This window comes from Micromonospora sp. L32, assembly GCF_052068055.1.
GTDB classification, from domain to species: domain Bacteria; phylum Actinomycetota; class Actinomycetes; order Mycobacteriales; family Micromonosporaceae; genus Micromonospora; species Micromonospora purpureochromogenes.
Window position 1 is genome coordinate 368,886 of the sequence record NZ_JBQHDD010000001.1, and the last position, 18,575, is coordinate 387,460.

15 protein-coding genes and 1 pseudogene are annotated in these 18,575 nt (G+C 72.9%); 6 read left to right on the forward strand and 10 right to left on the reverse strand.

Going from position 1 to position 18,575, the window contains the following annotated elements:
- The first annotated feature begins 2 nt into the window (after positions 1-2).
- Positions 3-794, forward strand: a complete 792-nt coding sequence (locus ACTMTB_RS01845; RefSeq protein WP_441142201.1) for an EI24 domain-containing protein — start codon at positions 3-5, stop codon at positions 792-794.
- Between the two features lie 492 nt (positions 795-1,286).
- Here the strand turns inward: ACTMTB_RS01845 and ACTMTB_RS01850 are convergent, their stop codons facing one another.
- The 6 genes from ACTMTB_RS01850 to ACTMTB_RS01875 all read right to left on the reverse strand — a co-directional run bounded on the left by ACTMTB_RS01850 (position 1,287) and on the right by ACTMTB_RS01875 (position 7,929).
- Entirely contained in the window at positions 1,287-2,294 is a 1,008-nt protein-coding gene (locus ACTMTB_RS01850; protein ID WP_441142202.1) for a LacI family DNA-binding transcriptional regulator, read from the reverse strand.
- Positions 2,295-2,313: 19 nt separating this feature from the next.
- Entirely contained in the window at positions 2,314-3,699 is a 1,386-nt protein-coding gene (locus ACTMTB_RS01855; protein WP_441142607.1) for a GH1 family beta-glucosidase, read from the reverse strand.
- Between the two features lie 2 nt (positions 3,700-3,701).
- Complete coding sequence (locus ACTMTB_RS01860) at positions 3,702-4,535, reverse strand: carbohydrate ABC transporter permease (RefSeq protein WP_154941642.1); 834 nt, start codon at positions 4,533-4,535, stop codon at positions 3,702-3,704.
- Positions 4,532-5,521: a carbohydrate ABC transporter permease gene (locus tag ACTMTB_RS01865; RefSeq protein WP_441142203.1), complete on the reverse strand. Its 990-nt coding sequence runs from the start codon at positions 5,519-5,521 to the stop codon at positions 4,532-4,534. The genes ACTMTB_RS01860 and ACTMTB_RS01865 overlap by 4 nt, the downstream gene beginning before the upstream one ends.
- 70 nt (positions 5,522-5,591) lie before the next feature.
- Positions 5,592-6,899, reverse strand: a complete 1,308-nt coding sequence (locus ACTMTB_RS01870; RefSeq protein WP_441142204.1) for an ABC transporter substrate-binding protein — start codon at positions 6,897-6,899, stop codon at positions 5,592-5,594.
- Positions 6,900-7,170: 271 nt separating this feature from the next.
- Positions 7,171-7,929, reverse strand: a complete 759-nt coding sequence (locus ACTMTB_RS01875; RefSeq protein WP_357909640.1) for a maleylpyruvate isomerase family mycothiol-dependent enzyme — start codon at positions 7,927-7,929, stop codon at positions 7,171-7,173.
- 70 nt (positions 7,930-7,999) lie between these two features.
- Between ACTMTB_RS01875 and ACTMTB_RS01880 the strand changes: the two genes are divergently transcribed.
- Positions 8,000-9,091, forward strand: coding sequence for a UDP-N-acetylmuramate dehydrogenase (locus ACTMTB_RS01880; protein WP_441142205.1), 1,092 nt, complete (start codon positions 8,000-8,002; stop codon positions 9,089-9,091).
- Between the two features lie 89 nt (positions 9,092-9,180).
- Here the strand turns inward: ACTMTB_RS01880 and ACTMTB_RS01885 are convergent, their stop codons facing one another.
- Both ACTMTB_RS01885 and ACTMTB_RS01890 read right to left on the reverse strand, forming a co-directional pair.
- On the reverse strand, positions 9,181-9,960 hold the full coding sequence (locus ACTMTB_RS01885) for a class I SAM-dependent methyltransferase (RefSeq protein WP_441142206.1): 780 nt from the start codon (positions 9,958-9,960) through the stop codon (positions 9,181-9,183).
- Between the two features lie 31 nt (positions 9,961-9,991).
- Positions 9,992-10,759, reverse strand: a complete 768-nt coding sequence (locus ACTMTB_RS01890) for an SDR family NAD(P)-dependent oxidoreductase (protein WP_441142207.1) — start codon at positions 10,757-10,759, stop codon at positions 9,992-9,994.
- Between the two features lie 182 nt (positions 10,760-10,941).
- Here ACTMTB_RS01890 and mshA point away from each other — a divergent pair, with 182 nt between their 5' ends.
- The 3 genes and pseudogenes from mshA to ACTMTB_RS01905 all read left to right on the forward strand — a co-directional run.
- Positions 10,942-12,306 carry a D-inositol-3-phosphate glycosyltransferase gene (gene mshA, locus ACTMTB_RS01895; protein ID WP_441142208.1) on the forward strand — a complete coding sequence of 455 codons (1,365 nt, stop codon included), beginning with the start codon at positions 10,942-10,944 and terminating at the stop codon, positions 12,304-12,306.
- 57 nt (positions 12,307-12,363) lie between these two features.
- Entirely contained in the window at positions 12,364-12,879 is a 516-nt protein-coding gene (locus ACTMTB_RS01900; RefSeq protein ID WP_238451554.1) for a YbjN domain-containing protein, read from the forward strand.
- 690 nt (positions 12,880-13,569) lie between these two features.
- Positions 13,570-14,172, forward strand: a pseudogene (locus ACTMTB_RS01905) (hypothetical protein); the annotation flags it as partial.
- 366 nt (positions 14,173-14,538) lie between these two features.
- On the opposite strand, the gene ACTMTB_RS01910 reads toward ACTMTB_RS01905, so the two are convergent.
- A complete protein-coding gene (locus tag ACTMTB_RS01910; protein ID WP_441142209.1) occupies positions 14,539-15,843 on the reverse strand; it encodes an MFS transporter in 1,305 nt (434 codons plus the stop codon).
- 439 nt (positions 15,844-16,282) lie between these two features.
- Entirely contained in the window at positions 16,283-17,614 is a 1,332-nt protein-coding gene (locus tag ACTMTB_RS01915) for an MDR family MFS transporter (RefSeq protein WP_441142210.1), read from the reverse strand.
- Positions 17,615-17,765: 151 nt separating this feature from the next.
- Between ACTMTB_RS01915 and ACTMTB_RS01920 the strand changes: the two genes are divergently transcribed.
- Positions 17,766-18,533 carry a phosphoglyceromutase gene (locus ACTMTB_RS01920; RefSeq protein ID WP_441142211.1) on the forward strand — a complete coding sequence of 256 codons (768 nt, stop codon included), beginning with the start codon at positions 17,766-17,768 and terminating at the stop codon, positions 18,531-18,533.
- Positions 18,534-18,575: the final 42 nt, after the last annotated feature.

Sequence of the window (18,575 nt, forward strand, 5' to 3'; positions counted from 1 at the left end):
TCGTGAACGCACCCAGCATCGCCGCGCCGGTCACCGGCGCCGTCGGTCGATTCCTCTCCGGCGTCGGGCTGCTCCTGCGCGGCCTCGGCCTCTACGTCCGCAGCCCGGGGCTGATGCTGCTCGGCATCGTGCCGGCGCTGATCTCCGGTGCGGTCTTCCTGTCCGCCTTCGCCGCCCTGGTGTACTTCGTGGACGACCTGGCCGCGCTGGTCACCCCGTTCGCCGACGACTGGTCGACCACCGCGCGGAGCCTGGTCCGGGTGATCGCCGGGCTGGCCTTCCTCGGGCTGGGCGGGCTGCTGGCGGTGGTCAGCTTCACCGCGGTCACCCTGGTCATCGGTGACCCGTTCTACGAGAAGATCTCCGAGCGGGTGGAGGAGCGCCTCGGTGGCACCCCGGGCGGGGTGGAGGTGACGTTCTGGGCCTCGCTGCGGCGCAGCGTCGTCGACTCCCTGCGGCTGGTCGGGCTGTCGGTGCTGTTCGGCATCCCGCTCTTCGCCGCCGGGTTCATCCCAGTCGTCGGCCAGACGGTGGTGCCGGTGATCGGGGCGGCGGTGGGTGGCTGGCTGCTCGCCGTCGAACTGGTGGGGGCGCCGTTCTCCCGGCGCGGGCTACGGCTGCCCGACCGCCGGTCGATCCTGAAGGCGGACCGGCCCACCACGCTCGGCTTCGGCGTGGCGGTCTTCCTGTGCTTCCTGATCCCGCTCGGCGCCGTGCTGGTCATGCCGGCCGCCGTCGCCGGGGCCACCCTGCTCACCCGCCGGTCGCTCGGTCAGCCCGTCGTGGAGAGCTGACATGGAGATCACGAGGCCGGCGTAGGCACGACCCTGAAGTCCGACCTCCGATGTCCGAGCCCGCCCACCGAACCAGCCGTACCCGCTCCGCGACGACCGGTTCCAGCGGGTCCGTCGCCGAACCCGGGCGTCGTCCCCCGAAAGGTCGTCGCCGTGAGTAGCCAGAGCCACTCTCACGGACCGTGAGTGGTCACGGGGGAGCCTCGATTGCCTTCCCCGCGCTTTGCTCTGCTGCCGCAGACGCAACACGCCTTGGAGCAGGCGCTTTCTCTTCCGGCTAGCGGGGACGGGTCAGGGTGGTTGTGACTCAGAGTTGCTGTCGCCTGGGCGGCAGCAGAGCAAAGCGGGAGAGGAGGGGTGCCGGCCGGCGGCCTGTCGTCACTCACCGCAACACAGGGGTGGGCGGCTTTCCCGCTGTGGCAGGCGGCGCGCCGAACGACTGTCGCCAAAGGCGTGGACGGGAGCGATCCGGACCCGGCGGGGGCTCGACGGTCAGGCGGATCCGCGCACCACCAGCTCGGTCGGCAGGATCACCGACTCCTCGATCGCCTCGCCCGCGGCGAGCCGCAGCAACTGCCGGGTCATCTCCCGGCCCAGCTCCACGATCTCCCAGCGCACCGTGGTCAGCGGCGGCTCGGTGTAGGCCGCCGTCTCGATGTCGTCGAAGCCGATCACCGCGACGTCGTCCGGCACCCGCCGTCCCGCCTCGCGAAGGGTCCGCAGGGCGGCGTGCGCCATCAGGTCGCTGGCGGCGAAGACCGCGTCCAGGTCGGGGTGCGCGGTGAGCAGCTGGTGCATGGCCGCCGCCCCGGACTCCCGGGTGAAGTCGCCGTACGCGACCAGCTCGTCCAGCCCGGCGGCGGTGACCGTCTCCCGGTAGCCGGTGAGCCGCTCGATGCCGGCGATCATGTCCTGCGGGCCGGCGATGCTGGCGATCCGGCGGCGACCGTTCTCGATCAGGTGCTGCACCGCCCGGGCCACCCCGCCGACGTTGTCGACGTCGACGTACGGCACCCGCGCGCCGTCGAGCGGCCGGCCGGCGCAGACCACCGGGATGCCGAGCCGGGCCAGGGTGCCGGGCAGCGGGTCGGCACCGTGCAGCGAGGCGAAGAGCACCCCGTCGACGTGCCGGCCGGTGGTGTACCGCTCGACCCGTTCGTGGCCGGCCGCCGACCCGGCGAGCATCAGCACCAGCTGCTTGTCGGCCGCCTCCAGCTCCTGGGCCGCCCCCCGGATGATGCCCGGGAACACCTGGTCGTCGGAGAAGACCCGGGTGGCCTCCTCGGGCATGACCAGGGCGACCGAGTCGGTCCGCTGGGTGACCAGGCTACGGGCGGCCAGGTTCGGCACGTACCCCAGCTCGGCCACGGCCCGACGGACCGCCTCCTGGATCGGCTCGGCCACCGTGGTGGAGCCGTTGACCACCCGGGACACGGTCGCCCGGGACACCCCGGCCCGGCGGGCGACCGCCTCCAGGGTCGGTCGCTGCGCGGTCGTCATCCCCGTCACCACCACCTCGTCACAGCCCGTTCCGGGAGATCACCTCCTGGTACCACCGGGCGCTGGATTTCGGTGTGCGCCGCTGGGTCAGGTAGTCGACGTGGACGATCCCGAACCGCTTCCGATAGCCCTCGGCCCACTCGAAGTTGTCCAGCAACGACCATACGAGATAGCCGCGCAGGTCCACCCCCCGGGCGATGGCCTGGTGCGCCGCCCGCAGGTGCCCGTCGAGGTAGGCGATCCGGTCGGTGTCCATGACCTGGCCGAGACCGTCCGGGCCGTCGGCGCCGGGCTTGTCCGGGAAGGCGCCGCCGTTCTCGGTGATCAGCATCGGCAGCCCCGGGTAGTCCCGGGCGATCCGCTCCAGCAGCCGGGTCAGCCCGGTCGCCTCGATCATCCAGCCCATGTCGGTCAGCGGGCCGGTGGGCGGCAGGAACTCCACCACGCCCTCGGTGCCCGGGTACGCCCCGCCGCCGCCTACGGCGTCCGGACGGCCGGCGACGTAGGTCGGGGCGTAGTAGTTCACCCCGAGCAGGTCGATCGGCGCGGCGATGAGCTTCTCGTCGCCGTCCCGGATGAACGTCGGCTCCACCAGCCGGCCGAGGTGCGCCAGCACGTCGTCCGGGTAGCCGGCGCCGGTCAGCGGGTCGAGGAAGATCCGGTTGTGCAGGCCGTCGACCAGTCGGGCGGCGGCGACGTCGGCGGCGTTGGCCGGGTCGGCGGGCTGCACGTCGGCCGGGTTGAGGGTGATCCCGAGGGTCGGCGCGCCGGCCGCGCGCAGCGCGCGGGCCGCCAGGCCGTGCCCCAGCAGGAGATGGTGTACGGCGGCGAAGGCCGCCCCCGCGTCCCGCTCGCCCGGCGCGTGCACCCCGTTGCCGTACCCCAGGTACGCCGAGCACCAGGGCTCGTTGAGCGTGGTCCAGGTGCGGACCCGGTCACCGAGCCGGTTGTGCACGGCGACGGCGTAGTCGGCGAGGTGCTCGGCGGTGTCCCGGTTGGTCCAGCCGCCCCGGTCCTGGAGGGCCTGCGGCAGGTCCCAGTGGTAGAGCGTGACGATCGGGTCGACGCCCCGGTCGAGCAGCGCGTCGGTGAGCCGGTCGTAGAAGTCCAGCCCACGGGGGTTGACCGGGCCGGTGCCGTCCGGCTGGATCCGGGGCCAGGCCACCGAGAAGCGGTACGCCCCCAATCCCAGCTCGGCGATCAACGCCACGTCGTCGGCGTACCGGTGGTAGTGGTCGCAGGCGACGTCGCCGGTGTGCCCCTGGAAGACCTTTCCGGGCGTACGGCTGAAGGTGTCCCAGATCGACGGGCCGCGACCGTCGTCGTGGACCGCGCCCTCGATCTGGTACGCCGCGGTGGCGGCACCCCAGACGAAGCCCTCGGGGAAACGCAGCTCACTCGTCACGCTCACGCCTTGACCGCACCTTCCATGATGCCGCCGATGATCTGGCGGCCGAACACGATGAACACCAGCAGCAGGGGCAGGGTCGCGATGGCCGTACCGGTGAACACCTGCGACATGTCCTGGTAGTACCCGTCCGACAGGGCCCGCAGCGACAGCTGCACGGTCGGGTTCTCCGGGTCGTTGAGCACCGCGTACGGCCAGAGGAAGTCGTTCCAGGTGGTCATGAAGGTGAGCAGGCCGAGGACGGCGGCGGCGGGGCGCAGCGCGGGCAGCACCACGTTCCAGTAGATCCGCGCGGTGCTGCACCCGTCGATCCGGGCGGCCTCGATCAGCTCGGTGCTGACCGCCTGGCCGGCGTACTGGCGCATCATGAAGACCCCGAAGCCGGTGACCAGCGCCGGCACGATCACGGCCGGCAGCCGGTCGTTCCAGTTCAGCTTCGTCATCAGCATGTACAGCGGGATGACGCCGAGCTGGGTGGGCACCATCATCGTCGCGATGATGACCATCAGCAGCGCGTTGCGCCCACGGAACCGCAGCTTGGCGAAGGCGAACCCGGCCAGGGTGGAGAAGAAGACCACCGAGACGGTGACCGACACCGCCACGATCGTGGAGTTCACCAGGCCGGTCAGGAAGTACGCGTCGGTGTTGGCGAAGAGCCGGGCGATGTTCGCGCCCAGGTTGCCGCCGGGGGTGACCGGGGGCGGCACCTCGCCCATCGCGTCGCTGGTGCGGCTGGCGACCACGAACATCCAGTAGATCGGGAAGATCGACAGGAGGGCGGTGAGGGTCAGTGCCGCGTAGGTGAGCCGGCCGGCCGACCAGAGTCGGGTCATCGGGATTCCTCCTTGCGCCCGCCGCCGCCGAGCCGGCGCAGGACCAGCACGTTGATGGCCGCGACCACCGCGATCAGCGCGAAGAGCAGCCAGGCGATGGCGGAGCCGTAGCCGAAGTTGTAGTGCGGCGCGAAGGCGTTCTCGAACATGTACATGGTCACCGTCTGCGACTCGCGCAGCGGCCCGCCCCGGATCGCGTTGGTGCCGGAGTTGAAGAGGCGGGGTTCGGTGAAGAGCTGGAGCCCGCCGATGGTGGAGATGATGACCGCGAAGATGATCGTCGGCTTGAGCAGCGGCACGGTGATCGACCAGAACTGCCGGGCCCGGCCGGCACCGTCGATCGAGGCGGACTCGTACAGGTCGCGCGGGATGGCCTGCATCGCGGCCAGGAAGATCAGCGCGTTGTAGCCCGTCCACCGCCAGTCGACCATGGTGGAGATGGCCACCCAGGAGGCGAACCGGTTGGACTTCCAGTCGATGGCGTCGATCCCGACGAGGTCGAGCAACCAGTTGATCATGCCGAACTCGCGGCCGAAGAGCACGCCGAAGACGATCGCCACCGCCGCGGTGGAGGTGACGTTGGGGATCAGCACCGCCATCCGCCAGCCCGTCCGCGCCCGTAGGTGCCGGTTCAGCAGGTTGGCCAGCCACAGCGCGAGGAGCAGCTGCGGGACGGTCGAGATGACGAAGATGCCGAGGGTGTTGACCACCGAGTGCCAGAAGTCGGGGTCGGCCATCAGCTGGGTGTAGTTCTGCGCCCCGATGAACGTGGGGTCGACCCCGAGCAGGTCCCAGTCGTGCAGCGAGACCCAGAAGGTGTAGCCCAGCGGGTAGATCCCGAAGACCGCGAAGAGCAGGAAGAACGGGGCGATGTAGAGGTAGGGCGAGTACCGGGTGTCGAACCGGGTGAGCCGGTTGCCCCGGTTCGAGCGGGCGTGGCGCGGCGCCGGTACGACCGGGGGGCGCGCGTCGAGTTGGACGGCCATGCCGTGGACTCCTTCTCCGCCGGGCGGGCGGGACCGGCGACGCCGGACCCGCCCGCCCGCCTGGCTCGGGCTACTTGGCGGCGGCCTTCTTCGCGTTGTTGACGGCGTCGTTCCAGCCCTGCTCGGGGGTGCGCTGGCCCAGCTCGACGGTGCGCACCGCGTTCTCCACCTCGGTGCGGACGGCCTGGTTCTTCGGGCCCATGTAGACCGGCTTCAGGCTCTTGGCGCCGGTGCCGAAGATCTTGCCGACCGGGGCGGCGGAGAAGTACGCGTTGGTCGAGTCGACGATCGCCGGGTCGTCGAGCGCCTGCGGCGACGACGGCAGCGGGCCCTTGGCCTTGAACGCGCCGATCTGGCCCTTGGCGCTGGTCAGGAACTTGGCCAGCTCGATCGCCTCGGCCTGGTGCTTGCTCTGCTTCGGCACGGCGAGGAACGAGCCACCCCAGTTGCCGCCGTTGCCGGGGACCTGGGCGATGTCCCACTTGCCCTTGGCGGCCGGGCCGGCGTTGCCCTCGATGACGCCGGTCATCCAGGCGGGGCAGGCGATGGTGGCGAACTTCGACTGCTTGAAGGCGGAGACCCACTCCTCCGACCAGGAGCCGTACTTGCCGGAGAGGCCGGAGTCGATGATGTCGACGGTGGTGTCGAAGGCCTGCTTCACGGCCGGGTTGCTGTCGACCACCAGCTTGTCGCTGGTGTCGTAGTAGCTGTAGCCGGAGGTGTTGCCGGCGGTCTGGAGCAGGATGGTGTTGAACGTGTTGGTCGCCGCGTCGAGGAAGGACGCTCCGGTGTTGGCGGCCTTGAACTTCTCGCCGGTGGCGATGTAGTCCTGCCAGGTCGGCCAGAGCTTGGAGACCTGGTCCCGCTCGGTCGGCAGGCCGGCCTTGGCGAAGAGGTCCTTGCGGTAGCACATCGCGATGCCGCCGACGTCGGTGCCGAGGCCGATCAGCTGCTTGCCGTCGGCCGTGAGCCCCTGGTTCCACTTCCAGTCCAGGAAGTTGCCCTTGAGGTCGGCGGCGCCGTGGTCGAGCAGGTTGACGAAGTTCTGCGGGTTGGCCTTGTACTCGACCAGCAGCCCCTCCTCGATGGCCACCACGTCGCCCGCGCCCTTGCCGGCGGCGAGCCACTGGGTGAGCTTCGGCGAGTACTCGTCGAGGTTGCTGCCGGTGCCCCGCTCGACGATCTTCACGTCGGGGTGGCTGGCCATGTACTCCTTGTAGAGCTCCTCGTAGCCGAACTGGCCGAACACGTCAACGGTCAGCGTGATCGGCCCGTCCTTGGCGGAGTCGTCCTCGCCGGCGCAGGCGGCGGTGCCGAGCAGGGCGGTGGTGGCCGCCAGGGCCACCACCGCCAGACGGCGGCGCGAAAAGGTACCCATCTTCCTCGGAGTCCTCTCAGGTCAATCGGTGGTGAAGCGGGTGGACCTGCTGGTGAGCGAGCCGCAGCCCGGGTCCTGACGCGATCGTGAGGGGCTGAGAGAGCGCTCTCACGACAGCGTTGCGGCTCCGTTGACCGGTGTCAAGAGAGCGCTCTCTCGTCGCGTCCGAGCCGTGACCTGACGACCCCCGGATACGCGAAGAGTGGCCATTCGCGGGGAATGGCCACTCTTTGCGGAAGGCGCGGATGCGGGACCGGGAGGTCCGGTGCGGTCAGCCGGTGCGCAGGCCGTCCAGCAGGGTGCGGTCGCCGGTGACGCCCAGGGCGTCGTACCCGATCCGACCCCAGAGGGCGAGCAGCAGGTCGCTGGCGGTGCCGGTGACCTGGACCCGGGCGTGGTGGTCCTCGTGGCCGAAGACCGTGGCGGTGTCGAGCAGGGCCACCCCCTCGCCGCGCAGCCGCAGGTACCAGTCCTGCGCGGCGTCGGTCGCGGTCAGCTGCACCACCCCGTGCCACTGGCCCGGCACCGCCCGGCGCCCGGCCGGCAGCCAGGTGTCCAGCACCTCGCTGATCCCGTCCGCCGCGAGCTTGGCCTCGATCGGCTCACCGGCGGCGATGGCGAGCTGGGCGTCCCAGCGGTGCACCGCCGTCTCGTGCGCCATCCGGCGCGGCCAGAACCCGGCCTTCTTCGGCTGCGGCGCCCAGTTCCACGCCGGCGCCTCCGGGTCGAGGGTGTCGAACTGGGTCATCAGCTGGTCGTACCCGCGCTGCCACAGCTGGAGCGGGGTCACCCCGCTGGGCAGCTCCGCGCGGTCCGGGCGGGCCGGCTGGGCGGTCTCGCCGGAGCCGACGAACGAGTGCACCCAGTGGTAGATGCCGGCGAGGTGCAGGGTGAGGTCGGCGACCGTCCAGCCCGGACAGGACAGCACCGGTGTCTCGGGCGGCGCCTCGGCCACCGCGGCGGCGAACGCCGGGCCGTCCACCCGGAGCGCTCCGATCCAGAAGTCCTTCGTGCCGTGCAACCTGCTCATCGCAATCCTCCCGGGGGTGACCGGGCCACCAGTGGGTGCCGCGGCTACCCCTCAGCCTAGGGTGAGAGGCGTGTCAGACGTCTACGCCCAGCCGACGACCGGAGCCGACCCCGCCGACCCGGCCAGCCTGGCGAGATACACCACGCTGCGCCTCGGCGGCCCCGCCGGCCGGCTGGAGACCGCCACCAGCGCCGAGGAAATCGTACGAACCGTGCGCCAGGCGCGACAGCGGGACGAGTCCGTCCTCATCCTCGCGGGCGGCAGCAACGTCGTCGTGGGCGACGAGGGCTTCCCCGGCACGGTCGTGCTGGTCCGGTCGCGGGGGCTGCGGGTGGTCGCCGAGGACGCCGACACCGTCACCGTACGGGTCGAGGCCGGCGAGCCCTGGGACGACCTGGTGGCCGCCACCGTGGACAACGGCTGGTCGGGGCTGGAGTGCCTCTCCGGCATCCCCGGCTCGGCCGGCGCCACCCCGATCCAGAACGTCGGCGCGTACGGCCAGGAGGTCGCCGAGAGCATCACCGGCGTCCAGGTGTACGACCGCGCCGACGACAGCCTCGGCCGGGTCGACGCGGCGGACTGCGGCTTCGCCTACCGGTCCAGCATCTTCAAGTACAGCGACCGCTGGGTGGTGCTCTCGGTCGACTTCCGGCTGCGCCGCTCGACGCTCTCCGGCCCGGTGCGCTACGCCGAGCTGGCCCGGGCGCTCGGCGTCGAGGTGGGCGACCGGGTGCCGCTGGCCGACGCCCGCGCGACGGTGCTGAAGCTGCGCGCCGGCAAGGGCATGGTGCTCGACGCCACCGACCCGGACACCTGGTCGGTGGGCTCGTTCTTCACCAATCCGGTGCTCGACCGGGAGGCGTACGAGCTGCTGCGCGAACGCGCCACCGACCTCGGTGAGCCGCCCTCCTGGCCCTGCCCGGGCGACATGGTGAAGGTCAGCGCCGCCTGGCTGATCGACAAGGCCGGCTTCACCAAGGGCCACCCCGGCCCCGAGGGCACCGCCATCTCCAGCAAGCACACCCTGGCCCTGACCAACCACACCGGCACGGCCAGCACGGCTGCCCTGGTCGCCCTCGCCCGCGACATCCGCGACACGGTCCACACCCGCTTCGCCGTCACCCTCCACCCCGAACCCGTCCTGATCAACTGCACCATCTGACCCGCCCCGGGCCGCCTTGATCATGAGGTTGGCGGCGGTGTCGATCTCCTGCGGTGCGGCCAACCTCATGATCAACGGGAGTCGGCGGGTCAGGTGGGGGCGACGGCGGGCCAGGGGAGGGTGAGTTCGCCCTGGCGCCAGCGGGGTGGGCGGTCGAGGACGGGCCAGCCGGACTGTTTGAGGGCGCTGACGGCGCGGAGCCAGCGCTGGCGGGGGCCGAACGGGGCGTAGCCGGCGGCGGCCTGCCAGGCGTCGTCGAGGGCGCGGATCAGGTCGTGCACCCGCTCGCCGGGGACGTTGCGGTGGATCAGCGCCTTGGGCAGGCGTTCGGCCAGCTGGGCCGGGGTCTCCAGGGTCGCCAGGCGGGCCGCCAGGGTCAGCGTGCGCGGGCCGGCCGCGTCGACCAGCACCCAGCTGCCCAGCCGGCCCAGCTCGTCGCAGGTCCCCTCGACCAGCGCCCCGCCCGGGGCGAGCCGGTCGGTGACCGTCCGCCAGGCGGCGGCGACCTCGCTCTCGTCGTACTGGCGCAGGACGTTGAACGCGCGCACCAGCACCGGACGCAGGCCGGCCAGCTCGAAACCGCCCCGGGCGAAGGTCAACCCGGGCGGGTCGGCGGCGGGCGCGGCGGCGGCCACGCGTACCGGATCGATCTCCAGCCCGACCACCCGCACGTCGGCGCGGACCCCGGTGGCCAGCCGGGCGCGCAGCTCCACGGCGGTGACCGGGGTGGCGCCGTAGCCGAGGTCCACCACCAGCGGGTCGGCGGCGGCGCGAAGCCGGTCGCCGCAGGTGGCCACGATCCAGTTGTCCACCCGCCGCAGCCGGTTGGGGTTCGTCGTCCCCCGGGTCACCACGCCCTGCGGCCGCACCGGCCCGGCCCTCACCCGCGACCGGCCCGGCTCACTGCCCGACCCGGTGCACCTTGTGCTGGGCGGCCTGGGCCAGCGGGCGGACGACCAGCCGGTCCACGTTGACGTGGTGCGGGCGGGTGGCGCACCAGGCGATGCAGTCGGCCACGTCCTCGGCGACCAGCGGCTCGGGCACCCCCGCGTACGTGGCGGCGGCCTTGTCGGCGTCCCCGCCGAAGCGGACCAGCCCGAACTCGTCGGTCCGCACCATGCCCGGGTCGATCTCGATCGCCCGGACCGGCCGCCCGCACAACTCCAGCCGCAGCGTCCCGGCGATCGCGGTCTGCGCGTGCTTGGCCGCGGCGTAGCCGCCGCCGCCCTCGTACACGGTGAAGCCGGCGGTGGAGGAGACGATCACGATGGTGCCGGCGCCGGACGCCTCCAGCGCGGGCAGCAGCGCCTGGGTGACCCGGAGCGTGCCGAGCACGTTGACGTCGTACATCCACTGCCAGTCGCCGATCGCGCCGGACTCCACCGGGTCCAGCCCGCGCGCCCCGCCGGCGTTGTTCACCAGCAGGGTGACCGGCCCGGGCGCCGCCTGTGCCGCGGCGGCCAACTCGGCCACCGACTCGTCGGAGGTGACGTCGCAGGCCACCGCCGTGGCCGTGCCACCAGCCGCCTCGATCTCCTTGACCAGCCCGGCCAGCCGGTCGGTACGCCGGGCGGCGGCCAGCACGTGGAAGCCCTCCGCGGCCAGTCGACGGGCGGTCGCCGCGCCGATCCCGCTGGACGCCCCGGTGACGATCGCGACAGAGCTCATCCAGACATTGTCCCCTCCGCTGCCGACGGGCCGGGGCGGGGGCCGTCGATGAACTGGATCACGCCGGGGGAGAGCGCGGGCGCATTTCCGTAGCCCGATGGGGAAGATGACACCCGGCGCGCGAGTTGACCGAGAAGCGCCGGTCGTGCGGGACGGCATAAACCGTGACAGAAGGAGCGGACGTGGCGGAAATGCACACCGGCGTCGGTCGTCAGCGAGGTGCCCGACCGTGGCCCCGCCCCCGGCGGATCGCCACCCTGTCGGTGCACACCTCCCCGCTGCACCAGCCCGGCACCGGTGACGCCGGTGGGATGAACGTCTACATCCTGGAGGTCGCCCGGCGGCTCGCCGAGGCCGACGTCGAGGTGGAGATCTTCACCCGGGCCACCTCCGGTGACCTGCCCCCGGTGGTCGAGATGGCGCCCGGCGTGCACGTCCGGCACATCACCTCCGGGCCGTTGGAGGGGCTGACCAAGGAGGACCTGCCCGGGCAGCTCTGTGCCTTCACCGCCGGCGTGCTGCGCGCTGAGGCGGCCCGCCCGCCCGGCCACTACGACCTGATCCACTCGCACTACTGGCTCTCCGGGCAGGTCGGCTGGCTGGCCAAGGAACGCTGGGGAGTGCCGCTGGTGCACACCGCGCACACCCTGGCAAAGGTCAAGAACGCCCAGCTCGCCGCCGGTGACCGCCCCGAGCCCAAGGCCCGGGTGATCGGTGAGGAGCAGGTGGTCGCCGAGGCCGACCGGCTGGTGGCCAACACCCGGGTCGAGGCGGCCGACCTGATCGGCCGCTACGACGCCGAACCGGCCCGGGTCGCCGTGGTCGAGCCCGGCGTCGACCTCGACCGCTTCCGTCCCGCCCCCGGCGACCGGGTCGCGGCCACCCGCGCCGCCCGCCGCCGGCTGGGCCTGCCCACCGACGGGTACGTGGTGGCCTTCGTCGGTCGGATCCAGCCGCTCAAGGCGCCCGACGTGCTGATCCGCGCGGTCGCCGCGCTGCGCGAGTGCGCCCCGGCCCTCGCCGAGGAGCTGACCGTGGTGATCTGCGGCGGCCCGAGCGGCAGCGGGCTCGACCGGCCCACCTCGCTGATGGAGCTGGCCGGATCGCTCGGTGTCGCCGACCGGGTGCGCTTCCTGCCCCCGCAGACCGGCGACGACCTGCCCGCCCTCTACCGGGCCGCCGACCTGGTCGCGGTGCCCTCGTACAACGAGTCGTTCGGGCTGGTCGCCCTGGAGGCGCAGGCCTGCGGTACGCCCGTCGTCGCGGCCGCCGTCGGTGGTCTGGTCACCGCCGTGCGAGACGGGGTCAGCGGGGTGCTCGTCGACGGCCACGACCCGGCCCACTGGGCCGCTACGCTCGCCCGCCTGCTGCCCGACCGGGCGCTGCGGGCCGACCTGGCGGCGGGCGCGGCCCGGCACGCCCGCAACTTCTCCTGGCAGCGCACGGTTTCCGGCCTGCTCGCCGTCTACGGGGAGGCGATCGCCGAGCACCGGGGCCGGCTGGCCGCCCAGCTCGCCGGGGACCCGGCGCTGTCCTGTTCCTGGTGACCCCGGCCACTGCCGCGCGTCCGGTGCGTCCCGGCGGGCGCCCGTAGAGTGGGTGCGATGAGCGCGAAGAGCGACCTGGCCGCCCTGATCGAGTCCGTCTGCACCGAGCGCGAGCTGGACTGGGAATCGACCGGCGAGGGTTCCTACGCGGTCACCCTGCCCGGCACGCACAAGCTCAAGACGGTCTGCAACCTGATCGTCGGTGAGCACGCGCTGCGGGTCGAGGCGTTCGTGATGCGCCAGCCCGACGAGCGGCGCGAGGAGCTGTGGGCCTGGCTGCTGCAGCGCAACGCCCGGATGTACGGCGTCTCGTTCTCCATCGACGCGGTGGGCGACGTCTACCTCACCGGGCGGGTCAACCCGGCCGGGATCGACGCCGACGAGCTGGACCGGCTGCTCGGCGCGGTGCTCACCTACGCGGACGAGTCGTTCGACACGATGCTGGAGATCGGCTTCGGCAGCTCGATCCGCCGGGAGTGGGAGTGGCGGGTGAAGCGGGGCGAGTCCACCGCCAACCTCGCCGCCTTCGCCCACCTTTTCGAGCCGTCCGCCGGAGGTTCGGACCGGTCCTGACGGGTATGCCGCACCGCTGCGGTGCGGCGAAACGGGACCCGCCGCAGGCCGAGACGGACTGTCGAGGAGCGTGCGATGGCTCAGCGGAACAGCTCAGGTCGCGGCGGAACTGCGACCAGGACCAAGCAGCAGGCGGGCAACCAGACGCCGAACACTCCGGGGATCTCGGAGTCGGAGATCTCGCGGATGCGGGTCGACGACATCCGGGGTCAGTTGCGGCGTCGCGGTGTCTCCGGCATCTCCGCTCTGCGCAAGCCCGAGTTGGTCAAGACGCTCGCGCGGACCCTGCGGTCCGAGGGCCGCCCCGGCGCCGCGGCCCGACGCAGCACCGGCCCGACGGGCCGGGCGCCCGCCAAGAAGGCCGGCGCGACGAAGGCCGCCGCGAAGAAGACGACGGGCGCTCGGAAGACCACGACCGCCCGGGCGAAGGCCGCGCCGGCCCCCGCCCGCAAGGCGGCGCCGGCCCGCAAGGCCGCCCCGGCGGCCCGCAAGGCGGCGACCGCCCGGGCGAAGGCGACACCGGCCAAGGCGGCCCGGGCCAAGGCCGCGCCCGCGAAGGCGGGCGCTCGCGCGAAGGCCGCGCCGGCGAAGAAGACCGCGCCCGCGAAGGCGGGCGCCCGGGCCAAGACGGCCCCGGCGAAGGCCGGCGCTCGCGCCAAGACGGCCCCGGCGAAGAAGACCACGCCGGCGAAGGCGGGCGCCCGGGCGAAGGCCGCGCCGGCCAAGGCGGGCGCTCGCGCGAAGGCCGCGCCCGCGAAGAAGACCGCACCGGCGAAGAAGGCCGCGCCGGCGAAGAAGGCCGCGCCGGCGAAGGCCGGGGCTCGGGCGAAGGCCACGCCGGCGAAGGCCGGGGCCACGCCCGCCCAGCGGGTCATCGCCCCGCCGGCCGCGGTCGGCGCGGCCGCCCCGGCCCGGACCACCGGCGCACGGACCGGCCGGTCCAGTTCCCGGTCGGTACGGTCGTCGCAGGTGATCTCCTCCCCGGCGGACCGCCCCGAGCGCCCCGGCCGCAGCCTGGTCACCAGCAACCACGAGGTGATCCAGAACTGGGCGCGGGCCCGTGGCGCCCAACCGGCGACCATCGCCGGCACCGAGCGCGAGGGCCGGCCGGGGGTGCTGACCTTCGAGATCCCGGGCTACCGGGAGAGCAGCCGGGTCCAGGTGATCAGCTGGGACGACTGGTTCCGGACCTTCGACACGCGCCGGCTGAACCTCATCTACCAGGAGCAGCTGCGCGACGGTCGGCAGAGCAACTTCTTCCGGACGGAATCACCCGATCGGGAGGACGCCTGACGTGTTTACGGGAATGGCCGCGGGGTACGCCGTGTTGACCGTTGCGAGGCCCGGAGCAGGGGTGTCGGACGCCACGTCGGCGCTGTGACCGGCGAGACAGCGATCCGGGTTGAATCCGGAATCCGGGCGAACTAACTTTATTGCACCGCGCCACGCTCGGAACCGTTCGGGGGAGCGGCGGATCGATCAGATCCGAGCACCGAGTGAGGCGCAAGAAACGGGTGGAGCACATCGTTGGGGGACGGTGCCACCCGTGGAACCGGCGGCGCGAGCGGGCGACGCTTACGGGGGTGAGTGTCGCCCGCCGCCGCCGGGCAAGCGGTGCGGATGCCCATCACGACCACGGTCGTGGTGGGCGTTCTGCTGTCAGCCCACCGGCTGCGAGGCCCGCGCCGGTGCGGCCACCCGCCGCGCCGCCACCCGGCGCTCCCGGCTCGGCCCGGCCAGCAGGTGCCCGCCCGCGGCGAGCAGGCCCAGGGCCGCCACCACCAGCCAGTGCCGCTCCCCGAGGTACTGCAGGCTCACCCCGCCCAGCGTCGGTGCGACGAAGGACGCGGCCGGGAAGGTCAGGTAGAACACCGACTGGTAGCGCGCCCGCAGCTCGGGCGGGGCCAGGTCGGCGTTGATCTGCGCGTTCGGCGGCGCGGCCAGCATCGAGCCGACCGTCCAGACCACCGCGGCGGCCAGGTAGACCCAGAGCTGGTCGGCGACGGCCAGCGCGCCGAACCCCACCGCGAGCAGGCCGGTGGAGAGGGCCAGCACCCGGTGCGCCCGACGCCGGTCGATCAGCCCGGGTACGAAGAGCTGCCCCACCACGATCAGCGCACCGCCCAGCGCCACGACGGTCCCGTACGCCGACGGGCTCAGGCCGTCCGCGCGCATGGCCAGCGGCATGATCGTCGAGGTCTGCATGGTGAGCACGGCCAGCACGAAGGTGAGCCCGACGAAGACCAGGAAGGTCCGGTCGGTCAGCGCGGTGTGCAGCCCCGGCGGCCGGGATCGCCCGGCCGCCGCGGCCACCGGCTCGCCGGCAGTCCGCCCGGCCTGGTCCGGCCGGCTTCCCGCCGGTCCGGTGCGGCGGTGGGGCAGGGTCTCCGGAACCTTCCAGGCGATCAGCACGGCGGCGGCCAGGGTGGCGGCGGCGTCGACCAGGAAGAGCGCGAGGAAGCTCGCCTCGGCCAGCAGCCCGGCCAGCAGCGAGGCCACCGCCATGCCGAGGTTGAACGCCCAGAACTGGAGGTTGAACGCGCGGGAGCGGCGGTGCTCGGGGACCACGTCCACGATCGCCGCGACGAAGGCCGGGCTCGGCATCGAGTGCGCGATCCCGACCAGCGCGGCCAGCGCCGCGATCACCGCGAGGTGCCGGCTGAACGCCAGCCCCACCATCAGCCCCGCCGCCGACAGGTGCGCGGCGAGCAGGGTGGCCCGCCGGCCCCAGCGGTCCGCCAGCACCCCGCCGAGCAGCACCCCGACCGCCCCGCCCGCTCCGTACGCACCGACCACTGCGCCGGCCAGCGACTCACTGGCCCCGCGCGCCGCGGTGAGGTAGAGCGACAGGAAGAGCACCGCGAAGGCGCCGGCCCGGTTGACCAGCAGCCCCGCCCAGAGGTACCAGAAGGTGGCGGGCAGACCGCCGGCAGTTCCGTCCCACCAGCGCCGCAACCCGTGCACCCGTCCTCCAGAAACCTTGTTAACCGATCCGTCCCCGACCGTATGCAGCCCCGCCCGACCGCGCCACCGTGTCGGTGATCACCAGCGCGGCACCGCCAGCGGTGTCCCGGGTTACCGCACGGTTCGGGCGGGCCGGAGGCGGACGGTGGTCGGAGGTCCTGTCGAGCTGATGTCGCCAACGACTCGGGCTCCGGGTTCGCTGGGTTTGATTCGTTCACGTCATCAGCTCGAAAGGGCCCGCAGGGTGCCCTGCCTCGCCCGAGCCCGGCAGGCCGCCGGGCGGGCGGCAGCGGCCCCGGCCGGTCCGCGCGTCCGGTCGGGTGCCGGCAGTCGGCAGGGCGGCCCTGGCCGGTCCGCGCGTCCTGTTGGGTGCGGCGGGTCGGCAGGACGGCAGGACGGCACGGCCTCGGCCGGTCCGCGTGCCCGGCGGTCGGCGTACTCAGGAAGGGGTGTGGGCCGCGACCGGCTCGGCCGGGGCGGTGGCGGCGGCCTCGGCCGCCTGGGGGGCCGGCTGCCGGACGGCGGTGACCGGCGTGACCGGCTGCGTCGCCGGCCGGAGCTGGGCGGCCCGCCGCTCGCGGGCCGGCCCGGAGACCAGGTGGGCCACCGCCATCAGCGCGCCGATGGCGGCGCAGCCGAGCCAGAGTTCGGTGTTGCCGGCCCGTTCCCGGACCAGGCCGCCGAGGATCGGCGCGACCGCCCCGGCGATCTGCCAGGACAGCGAGAAGACGCCCTGGTAGCGGCCACGCAGCCGGTCGGGGGAGAGCTCGGCGATGAGGGTGGCGTTGGACGGCGAGTTGAGCATCTCGCCGAGGGTCCAGATCAGCACGGTGAGGCCGTAGAACCAGGCGGCGTCGGCGAACGCGGTCAGGCCGAAACCGACGCCCATCACCAGCGAGGCCAGGGCGAGCACGTGCGACCGGCTGCGCCCCCTGATCAGCCGGGGCACGAAGAGTTGCCCGACGACGATCAGCACTCCGTTGAGCGCGATCACCGAGCCGTAGGTGGCGGGACTGAGGCCCGAGTCGCCCATCGCGATCGGCAGCATCGAGATGTGCTGGAGGAAGACCAGCGCGGCGAACAGGTTCAGCGCCACGAAGCCGAGGAAGACCCGGTCGGCGGCGATGGTGCGCAGCGCGCCGAGCGGGGCGGCGCCACCGGGGCGGGCCGGGGCGGCCGAGACCCGGCGGGTCTCCTTCACCCGGGTGAAGATGATCAGTGCGGTGACCACGGTGGTGGCCGCGTCGACCACGAAGAGCAGCAGATAGCCGGCCTGGGCGGCGAACCCGGCGAGCACCGCGGCGCAGGCGAAGCCGAGGTTGATCGCCCAGTAGTTCAGCGAGAAGGCGCGCAACCGGTCCTTCTCCGGCACCACGTCGATCATCATGGCGCCGAACGCCGGTCGGGCCGCCTCGGCGAACATGCCGAGCAGCAGCGCGCCCGCGGCCACCGCCCAGAGCGGCCGGGCGAAGCCGAGCGCGAGCATCATCGTGGCCGCGCCGAGGTGCGCGGTGAGCAGCGTGGGACGCCGTCCCCAGCGGTCGGTGAGCGCGCCGCCGACGGTGGTGCCGACCGCGCCGCCGACGCCCCACAGGCCCAGCACCAGGCCGGCCTGGGTGGGGGAGAAGCCGCGTTCCTGGGTGAGGTAGATGGCGAGGAAGACCAGGACGAACGAACCGAGCCGGTTGATCAGGGTGCCGGTCCAGAGGTACCAGAAGGTCCTCGGCAGCCCGCCGGTGGTGTCCCGGAACCAACTTCGCACCGTCCGCACGCCCGCGCCCCCGCTTCGGTAATGACCGCCAAGTTCTAAGCGCCTTACAACCTAGTGCTGGCCCGGAACGCGGGTCATCGGTTTTTCCACGTGGTGGTCGTCACGGCCACCACCCGCGTGTCCACCGGCGGGGTGCGGCAGGATGATCGGCATGACTGCGAGCGAGGGGCCCACCGTCGGGACGCTGGTCCTGCTGCGGCACGGCGAGAGTGACTGGAACGCCAAGAACCTCTTCACCGGCTGGGTGGACGTCGACCTGACCGAGAAGGGCGAGAACGAGGCGCGGCGCGGCGGCGAGCTGATGCGCGAGCACGGCCTGCTGCCCGACGTGGTGCACACCAGCGTGCTGCGCCGCGCGACCCGCACCGCCGAGCTGGCGCTCAACGCCGCCGACCGGCACTGGATCGCGGTGCGCCGGTCGTGGCGGCTCAACGAGCGGCACTACGGCGCCCTCCAGGGCAAGAACAAGAAGCAGACCCTTGAGGAGTACGGCGAGGAGCAGTTCATGCTCTGGCGCCGCTCGTACGACACGCCGCCGCCGCCGATCGCCGACGACGACGAGTTCTCGCAGGTCGGCGACCCGCGCTACGCGCTGCTGCCGACTGAGCTGATGCCGCGCACCGAGTGCCTCAAGGACGTCGTCGAGCGGATGCTGCCGTACTGGTACGACTCGATCGTGCCGGACATCCTGGCCGGCCGTACGGTGCTGGTGGCCGCGCACGGCAACTCGCTGCGCGCCCTGGTCAAGCACCTCGACCAGATCAGCGACGAGGCGATCGCCAAGCTGAACATCCCCACCGGCATCCCGCTGCGCTACGACCTCGACGCCCAGCTGCGCCCGCACACCCTGGGCGGCACCTACCTCGACCCGGCCGCCGCCAAGGAGGCCGCCGCCGCGGTGGCCAACCAGGGCCGCTGACGTACCCGCGAAAGGCCCCCGGTCCGCACGGACCGGGGGCCT

Excerpts from the sequence above, each read along its gene's own strand:
- ACTMTB_RS01850 (WP_441142202.1), bottom strand. The coding sequence starts at position 2,294 with ATGACGACCGCGCAGCGACCGACCCTGGAGGCGGTCGCCCGCCGGGCC.
- ACTMTB_RS01875 (WP_357909640.1), bottom strand. The coding sequence starts at position 7,929 with ATGAGCAGGTTGCACGGCACGAAGGACTTCTGGATCGGAGCGCTCCGG.
- ACTMTB_RS01920 (WP_441142211.1), top strand. The coding sequence starts at position 17,766 with ATGACTGCGAGCGAGGGGCCCACCGTCGGGACGCTGGTCCTGCTGCGG.
- ACTMTB_RS01870 (WP_441142204.1), bottom strand. The coding sequence starts at position 6,899 with ATGGGTACCTTTTCGCGCCGCCGTCTGGCGGTGGTGGCCCTGGCGGCC.
- ACTMTB_RS01865 (WP_441142203.1), bottom strand. The coding sequence starts at position 5,521 with ATGGCCGTCCAACTCGACGCGCGCCCCCCGGTCGTACCGGCGCCGCGC.
- ACTMTB_RS01890 (WP_441142207.1), bottom strand. The coding sequence starts at position 10,759 with ATGAGCTCTGTCGCGATCGTCACCGGGGCGTCCAGCGGGATCGGCGCG.
- ACTMTB_RS01860 (WP_154941642.1), bottom strand. The coding sequence starts at position 4,535 with ATGACCCGACTCTGGTCGGCCGGCCGGCTCACCTACGCGGCACTGACC.
- ACTMTB_RS01900 (WP_238451554.1), top strand. The coding sequence starts at position 12,364 with ATGAGCGCGAAGAGCGACCTGGCCGCCCTGATCGAGTCCGTCTGCACC.